Genomic DNA, 13826 nt, shown 5'->3' with positions numbered 1-13826 from the left:
GAGATAAAGGAAACACGAAGAACGGAGTGATTCGATGTTGACTTATCGTACAGAAGCGAGGGAAGTCTCACTAGCCGCTAGGCGCCGGAACCGGATATAGAAGAGGAAAAAAGTGCTTGGTGAGACCCCGCAGAGCGAAGCTCGAGGAGGCTCACCGCGCTCCCGCGGAAAGCGAGCCATTCCCCGCAGCCCCCATCCACTCAACAAAAGTCTCGAAACTGAGTCTTACACAATCCTGCCATATTCTTTAACTAATTATTGTATTCACAGCCATGCTAAAAAAAATTTGAGCATAAAAATGACCAGTATTTGAATACCGGTCATTTTCTTCATTCTTATTAAATTAATTATTATAGCATGGAAATAATGAAGCTAATCACTACAATTAAACCAATGATCATTAAGATTGTACGAATCATGGAATCACCTCTTCGTCTTTTTGTATTTATTCACCCTTTTCCTTATCATCACGCGATTTAAACAAACTATACGAAAAATCGTCCCTTTTTCCCTTTCAAGACTATGCTCAACTTGATGAATCAATGGCTTTTGGTCTATGGCTTACTTATTATTTTATAAATGTTTTTCGTTGGACATGGATAGTTGAGACAGAACAAACCACTATGACTAGCGTTTATGAGAGTAAGATAAAAACCCCACCGGCCCCGGGGTGAAAGGTAGGGCGGCAGGGTTGTTGTTAAATTAATTGACGATCCCAGTGGCGGTGGGCAGCCACTGCATGTACGAAATCTTCTGTGAAACCTTTGACATCATCACCAGCTACGACACCGCTGTGATCGGCGAGCTTGTTATCGCTCAACCACTGAACAGCATTGTGGGTAGCACCCAGCGGTTTGTAGTGAGAGAATGCTTCGTTAAGGAAATGAGAGGCATGCTTCTTGAACGCCTCTTCCTCATTGCTCCCTCCGACCGCATACAGCGCATCATACAGAACGGAATCAGTAGTAAGGAAAGTGTGATCGACTTTAAATTCTGAACCGTCATCACCTTTGACCATTCCCTGCTTATCACTAATGATTTCTGTCATGACTCCTTCTGAAGAAAGTTCCTTCAGAGCCTGAGTAACGTCTTTTCCGTTGAAGCCGTTAGCTAAAATGACTCCGACTTTACGGGTAGATGGCTTGTGAACCGTATTCGCCTGGCTGAGTGCAGGAGAAGATTTTTTCACGTCAGATCCTCCACTCTCTGGAGGAGTGACGCCAATGTTTTTAGCGAAGCCTTGGGCAAGCTCAAGGCTTACATTAGCAAACATTTTCACCGCTTCTTCACGAATTGCCTCGCTTTCCACTTTTCCAAGTTCAAAGCTGAACGCATTGATTAGGTGCTCTTTTTCGTGATCACTCATGCTGTTCCAGAACAGGGTAGCCTGAGAAAAGTGATCTTTAAAGCTGTCACTGCGGGCACGAATCTTATAACCTTCCACTTTTTCCTGGTAGTGGGCATAGCCACCTTCTTCTTCACTTGCAGGCGTCGGGGTGTTGTTCGCAAGTGAGTTTTTATGATAGCTGACCTGACCTTTATTAATCGTTTGACGGCCGTAGCCATCGCGTTGATTATTAAAGAAAGGACAGACAGGACGGTTGATCGGAAGTTCATGGAAATTAGGTCCACCTAAACGGATCAACTGTGTATCTGTGTAGGAGAATAAACGCCCCTGTAACAACGGATCATTCGTAAAATCAATGCCTGGTACGACGTTTCCTGGGTGGTAGGCCACCTGCTCGTTTTCAGCAAACACGTTATCCACATTACGATTCAACGTCATTTTACCAACAATTTGAACAGGAACGTCTTCTTCCGGCCACAGCTTCGTTGGGTCCAGAACATCAAAATCAAACTTGAACTCATCTTCTTCTGGAATCACTTGGATACCAAGCTCATACTCAGGGTAATCACCGTTTTCAATGGAGTTATAAAGATCTCCCCGGTGGAAATCAGGGTCTTTACCATTGATTTTTTGGGCTTCGTCCCATACGAGGGAGTGCGTACCAAGGACAGGTTTCCAGTGGAACTTAACGAAATGCGCTTTTCCTTCTTTGTTTACTAAACGGAATGTGTGAACACCGAAGCCTTCCATCATGCGAAGACTTCTAGGAATAGCGCGATCAGACATCGTCCACATCACCATATGGGCAGACTCCTGGTTTTGGCTAACGAAGTCCCAGAACGTATCATGGGCAGACGCTGCTTGCGGCATCGCGTTATGTGGTTCAGGTTTGACTGCATGGACAAGGTCAGGGAATTTGATAGCATCCTGGATAAAGAAGACGGGTATGTTATTTCCGACTAAGTCATAGTTTCCTTCTTCTGTGTAAAATTTCGTTGCGAATCCTCTAGCGTCACGCACCGTTTCTGCGGAACCTTTGGAACCAGCAACTGTTGAAAACCTTACAAATGTCGGCGTAGTTTTTGATGTATCATTTAGAAAATCAGCTTTTGTGTATTTCTCAAGCGATTCATATAATTGAAATTCTCCATGTGCGGAAAAACCTCTCGCGTGAACAATACGCTCAGGGATACGCTCATGGTCGAAGTGAGTCATTTTTTCACGAAAATGAAAGTCCTCTAATAGGGAAGGACCACGCACACCTGCTTTTAATGAAAATTCGTCTTCTGATACTTTGACTCCATGGTTCGTCGTCATATGTTTGCCGGAGTCATCCACCCGGAACTGATCCAATTGCTCATCTTTTCTTGATCTTTTATTACTCATTGAGCTCCTCCTTAAGAAACCACTCCTTAGAATGGTAAGTAATAAATAAACATTACAATCTACGTACCCGCCGATTCGACAGAATAAACACACAATTATTCTTCTAAAAAAGTAGTTTGTCGGAAGGTGTTCGTAAACAACGAAGAAACTCTAACTCTTAAAAGTAATTCCTTATAGTGATTATTTCGTAAAAGCTCCCTTTTCTTAAAGACTCAGTTTCGAGACTTTTGTGTGCGTTTAGGGGCTGCGGGGAATGGCTCGCTTTCCGCGGGAGCGCGGTGAGCCTCCTCGGACTGCGTCCTGTGGGGTCTCACCATGCACTTTTTTCCCGCAGGAGTCTCGCCATTCCCCTCCGCCCCTTTGCCATTTAAGTATCTCGAAACCACTTTCGGAATTAGCTGCTTTTATATACATGGTTATTGGAGGGGAATGAACTCCTAAGCACACTATTCTGCATGCAAAAAACTTGTTATAGAGCGCTTTTTGCGTATAAGACCAGGATAGTGGAAGGCACCCTCCCACAGTAAATGGGTTCGTTTCTCACTTTCATGGTAGGGGGGGGTTGGGAAGCTGCGAGACTCCCGTGGGAGAAGGAGATAGGCGAGATCCCGCAGGACGCAGTCCGAGGAAGCTCGGCGCTCCCCCACAGGAAAGCAAGTTGCTTCCCAGCCACCCCTGACGCTCAACTCAGCAACGAACCCCGAAACATCTCGAAATCAAGTCTTCAACAATCCTGCCATATTGTTGAATAACTCTTTTAGTAAACCAATATAAGTTTAAGGTGCTAAACACAAAAAGCCACCTCTGTTTCAGAGGTGGCTAAAAGGGTTAATCATATTTATGGTAGCTGAGATGCGCCCATCATGTAGCGATCGCATTCACGTGCGACTTCACGGCCTTCGTTGATGGCCCAAACAATCAAGCTCTGCCCGCGGCGCATATCTCCGGCAGCGAATACGCCTTCGACGTTCGTCGTGTAGTTCCCGTACTGGGCGGCAACGTTTGAACGGACGGTCGTTTCAATGCCGAGTTTATCGATTAAATCTTGTTCCGGTCCGCTGAAACCGATGGCAAGCAAGACAAGGTCTGCTTCCCATACTTTTTCTGTGCCTGGGATTTCAGTACGGACTTTGTTGCCATTTTCGTCGTAAGAAAGAGCGACGTCAATCGTGTGCACTTCTTTAATACGGTTGTTCTCATCTCCAACGAACCTCTTCGTCATAACTGCATAGGCACGTGGGTCTTTGTCGAACTTCGCTTCTGCTTCTTTTTGGCCATACTCCACGCGGTGGATGACCGGATACTGTGGCCAAGGGTTGACTTCATTGTCACGTGTAGAACCTTTTTTATCATAAATATCAAACTGAGTCAGGCTCTTACAGCCGTGACGCATGGATGTCGCCATACAGTCGGTTCCTGTGTCCCCTCCACCGATGACAATGACATTTTTGTCTTTCGCACTGATGTAGTTTCCGTCTTCATGATCGGAATCGAGAAGACTCTTTGTGTTGGAGTGTAGGAAGTCCATTGCATAGTGGATGCCTTTCAAGTTGCGTCCATCTACTTCCAGGTTCCTTGGCGTTGTCGCTCCGCCACAAAGAATGACTGTGTCATACTCTTCATTCAGACGAGAGACGGGATAATCACGACCAACTTCTGTGTTTGTCATGAACTGGATGCCTTCTTCTTTTAAAATGTTCACGCGACGTTCGACCACGGAATAAGGCAGCTTCATTTCAGGAATTCCATAAGTGAGCAATCCACCGACACGGTCGTTACGCTCATAAACCGTGACCCAGTGGCCTGCTTTGTTCAGCTGTGCAGCGGCTGCCAGACCTGCAGGCCCGGAACCGACGACCGCTACTTTTTTACCTGTGCGATAAGCTGGTGGTTCTGGCTTGACCCAGCCTTCCTCAAATCCTTTTTCAATGATAGATCTCTCTACACTGCGAATAGCTACTGGTGGTTCGTTGATTCCAAGAACACAAGCTCCTTCACACGGAGCAGGACATGCAAACCCTGTGAACTCCGGGAAGTTGTTCATTTCGTGTTCTTTGGCAAGGGCTTCCTTCCATTTCCCCTGATACACCAGATCGTTCCATTCGGGTATCAAGTGATAAACAGGACAACCACTTGTGATGCCGTTGATCTCCATTCCAGAATGGCAAGTAGGTACGCCGCAGTCCATGCAGCGTGCCCCTTGCTTTTGTGCTTCTTCATCTGAAAGGGGAAGCTTGTAATCTTCCCAATCTTTTATTCTTGTTTCAGGATCGCGCTCAGGTGTGGATTGGCGTGTGTATTCCATGAATCCAGTAGACTTTCCCATCAGATCTCCCCCTTCTCCGTTATTTGACTGTTTCTACCGGTTTGTTGCGTTCATCAAAAGCGGTCATTTCAGCATCAAACTTCTCAAGGCCACTGGCTCTCAAGTTCTTGATTCGCTCTTGCATCGCCAAGTAATCTCTCGGAATGACTTTAACGAATTTAGATACATAGTCGCTCCAATTGGCAAGAATCCGTTGACCACGTGGACTGTTTGTATAGGAAACATGTTTTTCGATCATGTCATAGAGTTCTTGGATTTCATTCGCATCTGCCAACTGCTGCAGATGAACGAGCTCTTTATTGCATTTTGTATCAAAAGGAAGTTCAGACTCATCCAGCACGTAAGCGACTCCTCCGGACATTCCTGCCGCAAAGTTACGCCCTGTGCCTCCAAGGACGACGACTTTCCCGCCTGTCATATATTCGCATCCATGGTCTCCGACACCTTCAACAACGACGTCTGCTCCACTATTTCTAACACAGAATCGCTCACCTGCAAGACCATTGATGTAAGCTTCTCCAGCTGAAGCGCCGTATAAAGCTACGTTTCCGATAATCGTGTTTTCCTCCGGAACGAATGAAGACTTCGGTGATGGATGGACGATGATTTTACCACCGGACAATCCTTTTCCTACGTAATCATTAGAATCACCAACAAGACGAAGGGTGACCCCTTTCGGAATGAAGGCTCCAAAACTCTGGCCAGCCGAACCTTTGAAGGTCAACTTGATCGTGTCTTCTGGAAGTCCTTCCGCTCCATAACGACGTGTAATTTCACTACCTAGGATCGTACCTGTGACACGGTGGATGTTACGGATTGACCCTGTGCCTTCCACCGGCTCACCGGTTTCAATGGCTTTCTTGCAAAGTGGGATCAATTCTTCCATATCCAGCGTCTTCTCAAGGCCATGATCCTGCTTTCTGACGGCAAAACGACCATAGTCGGCAGGAACATCAGGCTGGTAAAGCAAGGCAGACAAGTCGACGCCTTTGGCTTTCCAGTGATCAACAGCTTCGTTGGTCTGTAAAACATCGGTACGGCCGATCATTTCATTGATCGTACGGAAGCCGAGCTCTGCCATGAGTTCACGAGCTTCTTGTGCGATGAAACGCATAAAGTTCTCGAGGTGATCGGCTTCCCCTGTGAATTTCTTACGAAGTTCAGGGTCCTGGGTCGCTACACCGACCGGACATGTGTTCAAGTGGCAGACACGCATCATGACACAACCGAGGACGACGAGTGGTGCGGTTGAGAATCCGTATTCTTCCGCTCCTAATAAGGAGGCGACCACAACGTCACGACCCGTCATCATTTTTCCGTCTGTTTCAACGACGATCCGATCGCGCAGACGGTCAAGGACCAGCGTCTGGTGCGTTTCAGCAAGACCGATTTCCCAAGGCAGACCGGTGTGCTTAATACTTGTTCTCGGTGCCGCACCCGTGCCTCCATCGTACCCACTGATCAATACGAGATCGGCACGTCCTTTCGCTACCCCGGCAGCGATTGTTCCAACGCCGACAGCAGAAACGAGCTTCACGCTGACACGAGCCTTCGGATTGGCATTTTTCAAGTTATAAATCAGCTCAGCCAAGTCTTCGATGGAGTAGATGTCGTGGTGCGGTGGTGGTGAAATGAGTTCAACACCAGGTGTGGAACCACGGACTTCTGCTACCCACGGATACACTTTCTTGCCTGGAAGGTGACCACCTTCACCCGGCTTGGCTCCCTGAGCGACTTTAATTTGGATTTCATCCGCGTTCACAAGATAATGGCTGTTCACTCCGAAACGTCCGGATGCTACCTGTTTGATGGCACTCCGTTTCAAGTCACCGTTCTCTTCCGGTGTGAAGCGTTTTGGATCTTCCCCACCTTCACCGGAATTACTTCTGCCTCCAATACGGTTCATTGCAATGGCTAAGGCTTCGTGAGCCTCTTCACTGATGGAACCGAAAGACATAGCTCCCGTTTTGAAACGTCTGCAAATATCTTCGACAGACTCAACTTCTTCAACCGGAATGGACGGGCGATCCTTGAAGGAAAGCAATCCACGCAGAGACTGTAAGTTGTTCTTTTCATCAGTCAACATCTTGGAATATTGTTTGAAAAGGTCATAGTCGTTCGAACGGCAGGCGTGCTGCAATGTTGCAATCGTCTGCGGGTTGTACTGATGATCTTCCCCGTTATGGCGGTACTGATATTCATCGCCTGCTTCAAGTGTACGGTTCGATCCACGCGTTTCTCCATAAGCAACTTCATGACGCATAAGCACTTCTTTTTCGATGATATCGAGACCAATCCCGCCAAGACGAGAAGCTGTTCGTGTGAAATACTGGTCGATGACATCTTTATGAATACCGACAGCTTCAAAAATTTGTGCCCCACGGTAACTTTGGATTGTCGAAATTCCCATCTTAGAAAGGACCTTGATGATTCCGTCTGTTGCAGAATTGATATACGTCTGCACAGCCGCTTCATGGGATTCTGCTTCAAGCAGATCGCGTTCCATCATATCCCTCAAGGATTCATACGCAAGATAAGGGTTGATTCCTTCCGCTCCATAACCGAGCAGTGTCGCGAAATGATGCACCTCACGCGCCTCTCCAGATTCAATAATCAGGCTCACTTTCGTACGTGTTCCTTTACGAATGAGATGATGGTGCAGCCCGGATACGGCAAGCAGAGAAGGTATGGCTGCATACTCTTCACTGATCCCACGATCCGATAGGACAATCAGCGTCGTACCATCTTCTACGGCTGCATCCGCTTCTTCACATAAACGATCAAGCGCAGGCTTCAAACCGCCTTCTTCTGCATCGAAAAGAATGGAAAGCGTACGTGCTGCGAACCCTTCTAAATCCTGCTGACGGATCTGTTCAAGTTCACGGTTGGTCAAAATCGGTGTCTGCAATCGGATTTGACGACAGCTTTCTGGTTTGGGATCCACCAGGTTCCCTTCTGCTCCAATCGTCGTTTCCACCATCGTAATCAACTTTTCACGGATGGCGTCAATCGGCGGGTTCGTTACCTGAGCAAACAACTGCTTGAAATAGCTGTACAGTAATTGTGGCTTTTTAGAAAGCACAGCAAGCGGTGAATCGTATCCCATCGAGCCCACGGGGTCTTTTTTATCGTTGACCATTGGCAAGAGGATTTTGTTTAATTCCTCAGTCGTATATCCGAAAGCAAGCTGCTGATCGATCAAGTTTTCAACCGGCCGGTGTTCGGTCATCGGTTCAGGAAGGTCTTCTAAATCGAATTTGTTCTCTTCAATCCATTCTTTATACGGCTTCTCACGAGCAATTTGCAATTTAATTTCATCATCTGGAATGATTTTCCCTTCTTCAAGGTCAACAAGAAGCATCTTCCCTGGCGCGAGACGATCTTTATACAAAATGTCGTCAGCGAAAATATCGAGGGCACCCACTTCAGACCCAAGGACAATCATCCCGTCTTTTGTTACGTAATAACGCGCAGGACGCAAGCCGTTACGGTCGAGGCATGCACCAATTTGTTTTCCATTCGTGTATGCAAGGGCAGCCGGCCCATCCCACGGCTCCATTAAGCAGCTATGGTATTCATAGAAATTCTTCTTGTCTTCCTGAATCGTTTCATCATTAGACCATGGCTCAGGAACCATCATCATGGCTGTGTGAGCAAGTGAACGACCGGACAAGTATAAGAATTCAAAGGCATTATCAAACATGGAAGAGTCACTACCGTTGGAATCGATGACAGGAAGAAGTTTTTGCAAATCTTCTTCACTGAAATATTCCGAGTTGCAAAGCTCCTGGCGTGCTCTCATCCAGTTGACATTGCCTCGTAATGTATTAAACTCTCCATTGTGAATGGTGAATCGGTTCGGGTGCGAACGTTTCCAGCTCGGGAAGGTGTTCGTACTAAAGCGGGAGTGCACTAAAGCGAGGGCCGTTTTGAAATCCGGGTGGTTCAGATCGATATAAAAGGAATCCAGCTGTTCAGGGATCAGCATCCCTTTATAGACGATCGTGTTCGATGACAAACTGCTGATATAAAAGTCATCGTACCCGTCTTTTCCAGCGATCTCGATTTCCGCTCGCTTACGAATGATGTACAGGCGGCGCTCCAAATCCATTTGAGTTTGGACATTTCCTGACGGAGCCACGAAAGCCTGACGAATAAACGGTTTGGTCTTCTTCGCATCTTCCCCAACAAACGAATCGTTTACCGGTACCGTACGCCATCCTAGGAACTCTTGTCCTTCTTCAGCGACGATACGCTCAAACGTCTGCATACATTCGGTTCTTGTTTCATGATCTTCGGGAAAGAAAATCATACCTATGCCATATTTACCGGCTTCAGGCAAATATATATCTTCCTTCTCACATTGCGCTTCGAAAAAATGGTGAGGGATCTGCGTCAGTATTCCAGCCCCATCTCCTGTACTGACATCCGCAGATTGTCCACCACGGTGTTCTAAGTTACATAGAATAGTGATGGCATTCTCTACGATACTGTGACTCTTCGTTCCGTCTATGTTGGCAATCACTCCGATACCACAAGCTTCATGCTCATTTTCCGGATGATATAGCCCCTGTGGAACAGGATATCCGTGTTTTTGCATATTTTTTCCCCCTAGCGGACATATTCTTGTAGGTTACAGGCAAAAATTAAAAAATTCTGTCTTTTCAGTTTCTTACTAGTATAGCATGAAAGACCTTAAGAATCACGCTCTTGACGCACTCAACTGCTGAATTTTCACGTTAATGCGACAATTCAAATTCATGAGAAACCCGAATATTAAAAGGATGTAAGCGCAAACAAAAAAACTTAGAAAAACGAAGAATTTTTTTCTCTTATACTCGTTTTATACAAAAATAAATCTACTTTTCTATCGGAATATGTATATAAAATCCTTCGGTTGTATGAACATACACCAGGGAGGAATTCACACGATGCATTGCGAATAGGACATGTGGAGGTGTAACGATGAATAAAACCCGAGAGCACGGAATCACCATAGGATCTATGCCTATCGGTGAACGAAATCAAATCACCGACGTTCCTGGAGTGACCGTCGGCCATTATACATTAAACAAGAATAGAGTCCAGACAGGAGTTACCGCCATTCTTCCGCACCAAGGCAACCTTTTTCAAAATAAAACGGTGGCGTGTGCTCATGTCATTAACGGGTTCGGCAAAACGGCAGGAACGATTCAGCTTGAAGAACTGGGAACACTGGAAACCCCTATTGTATTGACCAACACGTTCGGTGTGGGAGCCGCTTATGATGCTCTCGTTGCTTACACTCTTGAGCGAAATCAGGAGATCGGCCGGACCACAGGGACAGTCAACCCTGTCATCGGGGAATGCAACGACATGTATATCAATGATATTAGGGAACAGGCGGTGACGAAGGAACATGTTCTTCAAGCCATTGCAGATGCCGAGGATCACTTTAAGGAAGGTTGTGTCGGAGCAGGGCGGGGGATGCTTTGTTATTCATTGAAAGGTGGAATCGGTTCTTCTTCACGGAAGGTACAGCTTGCACATGGCGACTATACGATAGGAGTTCTGACCCTTACGAATTTCGGTAAACTGAGTGATCTTAGGATTGATGGTCACCCGGTTGGGCAAAAGCTGAAGGACTGCATTCAAGCAGAAGAGGAAAAAGATAGAGGGTCGATCATGATTGTGGTCGCAACAGACCTCCCAGTGTCACATCGGCAATTGAAAAGGATATGCAAACGAACGGTGACTGGATTATCAAGGACCGGGGCGATGATTGGAAATGGGAGTGGCGATGTTGTCCTCGGATTCTCGACGGCTACAACCATCACCCATGAGAAACCTGAGGAAACGATTACTTTTTCATTTATCCATGAAGAAGATATGGACGAAGCCTTCCGTGCTGTTGGGGAAGCTACCGAGGAATCCATTCTTGAATCTCTCTTTCAAGCGACGCCGGTGACCGGGAGAGACAACCATCAAAGACCTACATTAACGGAACTCCTAAAACGCTATCCAATCAAATTTTAGTTCACAGGGGTTAAGTACAAATAGAAAAAGGTTCCGTCCACCACTTTGGGGACGGAACCTTTCTTCATAACAAAGCTATGATTTTTGTAAAAGGGTTAAGCTGCTTTCCTTTTGCCTCCGCCATGACGACGGTGGTAAATGACATTAATTTCAGCGCCTACCATTAAGATGATCCCTGTAAGGAAGAACCATAACATTAAAATGATAATTCCTCCAAGACTTCCATAGGTTGCGGAATAATTTCCGAAGTTACTGACATAGAAAGAGAAGGCAAGAGAAATCAACTGCCAGAGCACAGCCGTGATAATCGCACCAGGAAGGATATGTTTAAAGGGAATGTTCTTATTTGGCGCGAAGTGATAAAGGGCCATAAGAACGGCGCCAATGACAACGATACTCAACGTCCAGCGCAGCACTTGCAATAGGATGGCTGTTTGAGATGGCATGTTGATCATATCAATCAAGACCTGGCCGAATACAGGCAGTAGGAGCGCAACGATAATCGCTAGTATCATCCCGATCGTCAACACGATGGAAAGAAGACGGACTTTAATGAATGACCTTGTCTCTTCCACATTATAAGCCAAGTTCGAGGACTGAATGAACGCGTTGATCCCGTTCGAAGCAGACCAAAGCGTCCCTAAGATACCAACAGTCAAAAGCCCACCGCTTGGTTTTTCCACCACAGCGACGATGTTCTCCCTGAACACTTGGGCTGTATCACTTGGGATAACATTGCTTATGGCCTGAATGGCGGTTTCAGCGTCTATATTCAAAAAGGGAAGAATCGATAACACTAAAATTAAAAGCGGAACGATGGCCAATAAGTAATAATACGCCTGCGCTGCGCCAAGCAGGGGGATGTTGTCTTTTTGAAATTCAGCAATCACATCTTTCACATAGGATATCAATTTTTTCACCAGGGAATCCTCCTCAACTATCTTCTACTAGACTATCCCCTTTTTTTCAGGGAATTAACCTAGGAATGTAGAAGAATAGGAGAACCCCCTTCACGTGCAGAAGCTCTTCGTTTGGATGAGGAAGGGAGATTGAGAGACTCTCGATATTTGGCAACGGTTCGGCGCGACACTTTTACATTATGCTTTTCCTTTAACTCTGTCGCCATCTTTTGATCAGATAAAGCTTTTAGAGGATTTTCTTTTTGAATCATCTCTCCTATTAAAGCTTTAATGTATTGGGAAGAAATTTCTGCTCCATCCGCGGATTGGTAACCCGTGACAAAAAAGCTCTTCAATTCGTATATTCCCTTCGGTGTCTGCAAGACTTTGTTTGCAACGGTTCGGCTGATCGTGGACTCATGGAGACCTAGTTTTTTAGCCACCTTTTTTAAAGTGAGCGGCCTTAATGAACCGCCATTTAAAAAGTTTCTCTGGTGCTTGATAATCATTTCCGTCACTTTCAAAATGGTGTTTTGCCGTTGCTCTATGCTTTGCAGAAGCCAGCGCGCTTTTTTATAGCAGCCGTCCAAATATTCATGGGCTTCCTTTCCCTCTTTGTACATACGAATCAACTGCTCATCCCACTGGATTTGACCACTGACAGAAAAAGGGTCACGCAGCACATAGCCTCCGTCTTTTTTTTCTAGTATCAAATCAGGCATCGCCGGGATATTGTTCGGTCCGTGATCCGGAAGCAACGGACGTGGTTCTAAAGACTGGATGACTTCCAAGGCTTCGACGACGAGCGCTTCCTCTATGTCCAGTTCACAGGCTACCCTTTTGAAGTTCTGAGCAGCAAGGTCTTCTAAGTGATTTTCTATCAATACAGATAAAACGGAAGAATCCGGATGCTTCTTTTCTACCTGTAAGAGTAAAAATTCTTTAAAACCCATGCACCCGACACCCAACGGTTCAAATTGCAATAAAAGGCGTCTCGCCCGTTTGAGCGTATTCAATGATTGACCGGTTTGCAGTGACGCTTCTTCCTCAGAAATTGTACAAAAACCGCGTTCATCTAAATTTCCAATTAAAAAAAGAAGCGCTTCTTTTAATGACTGGTCAACCTTCAACCAGCCAGCTTGTTCCACCAATCCATCCCGCCAGTTTTTTTCGTCAGGTACGATTTGATCGATCGGATCGTGATAGGCCTCTCGATGATGACGATTGGAAGGAATCATAGTTGGGGTTTCTAACGTTAAAATGGGGTTCTCATGGATCTCCTGCTGGATATGTTCCCACAATTCAGCAGAGGTCCATTGAAGCATCGTGATTGCTTGACGCATTTGTGTTGTCATTACTAAGCCTGTCGTTTGCTTATGAGTCAATTCAAGCTTCATGTCCACACCTCGTTTTGATAACGCTTTCATTGTTGTTTAACAGTATATATCTATTACTTATGATGGGCTAATCAGACCAAAAATTCAAATATATATGGAATTTTTAGATTCCTAGTGTAGGTTTACCACTAATGCTCCCGATTGTGGAAGACTCAGTTTCGAGATGTTTGTTGGAGTTTAGGGGCTCCGGCAAACAGTTCGCTTTCCATGGGGCGGGCGCTGAGCCTCCTCAGGCTACGCCTTCCGGGGTCTCAGCTGTCCCACACGTCCCATAGGAGTCTCACCGTTCCCCTCCGCCCTTTACCCTATGAGTGTCTCGAACTTTTTCCAGAATAAGCAGCTTTCCAGCGTATTGGAAGTCCGTGGATTCAACTTTAAGAAAAGCAGTCATTTGTATTCTAACGCTTGCTATAGAGCGCTTTTCAACTAGAAAGCAGTGGTTATGGAATACGCAC

The 13826-nt window shown here is 46.0% G+C and carries 6 protein-coding genes; 1 reads left to right on the top strand and 5 read right to left on the bottom strand.

Annotated elements, in window-relative coordinates:
- Positions 1-697: 697 nt before the first annotated feature.
- The 3 genes from DYE48_RS07510 to gltB form a co-directional block, all read right to left on the bottom strand.
- A complete protein-coding gene (locus DYE48_RS07510) occupies positions 698-2734 on the bottom strand; it encodes a catalase (protein ID WP_115823090.1) in 2037 nt (678 codons plus the stop codon).
- An 838-nt stretch (positions 2735-3572) separates the two neighbouring features.
- Complete coding sequence (locus DYE48_RS07500; RefSeq protein ID WP_115823088.1) at positions 3573-5060, bottom strand: glutamate synthase subunit beta; 1488 nt, start codon at positions 5058-5060, stop codon at positions 3573-3575.
- A gap of 19 nt (positions 5061-5079) precedes the next feature.
- Positions 5080-9660, bottom strand: a complete 4581-nt coding sequence (gltB, locus tag DYE48_RS07495; RefSeq protein ID WP_115823087.1) for a glutamate synthase large subunit — start codon at positions 9658-9660, stop codon at positions 5080-5082.
- Between the two features lie 365 nt (positions 9661-10025).
- Between gltB and DYE48_RS07490 the strand changes: the two genes are divergently transcribed.
- Positions 10026-11075, top strand: a complete 1050-nt coding sequence (locus tag DYE48_RS07490) for a DmpA family aminopeptidase (protein WP_115823086.1) — start codon at positions 10026-10028, stop codon at positions 11073-11075.
- A gap of 95 nt (positions 11076-11170) precedes the next feature.
- Here DYE48_RS07490 and DYE48_RS07485 read toward each other — a convergent pair whose 3' ends face one another.
- Entirely contained in the window at positions 11171-11995 is an 825-nt protein-coding gene (locus DYE48_RS07485; protein WP_115823085.1) for a YihY/virulence factor BrkB family protein, read from the bottom strand.
- A gap of 59 nt (positions 11996-12054) precedes the next feature.
- Positions 12055-13371, bottom strand: a complete 1317-nt coding sequence (rpoN, locus tag DYE48_RS07480; RefSeq protein ID WP_167449463.1) for an RNA polymerase factor sigma-54 — start codon at positions 13369-13371, stop codon at positions 12055-12057.
- Between the last annotated feature and the right edge of the window lie 455 nt (positions 13372-13826).

The sequence above is a fragment of the Halobacillus trueperi genome, from assembly GCF_003386945.1.
In the GTDB taxonomy this organism is placed as follows: Bacteria; Bacillota; Bacilli; order Bacillales; family Halobacillaceae; genus Halobacillus; species Halobacillus aidingensis.
Note: the sequence above shows the minus strand (reverse complement) of the source record. Positions and strands in the feature narration are given on the sequence as shown.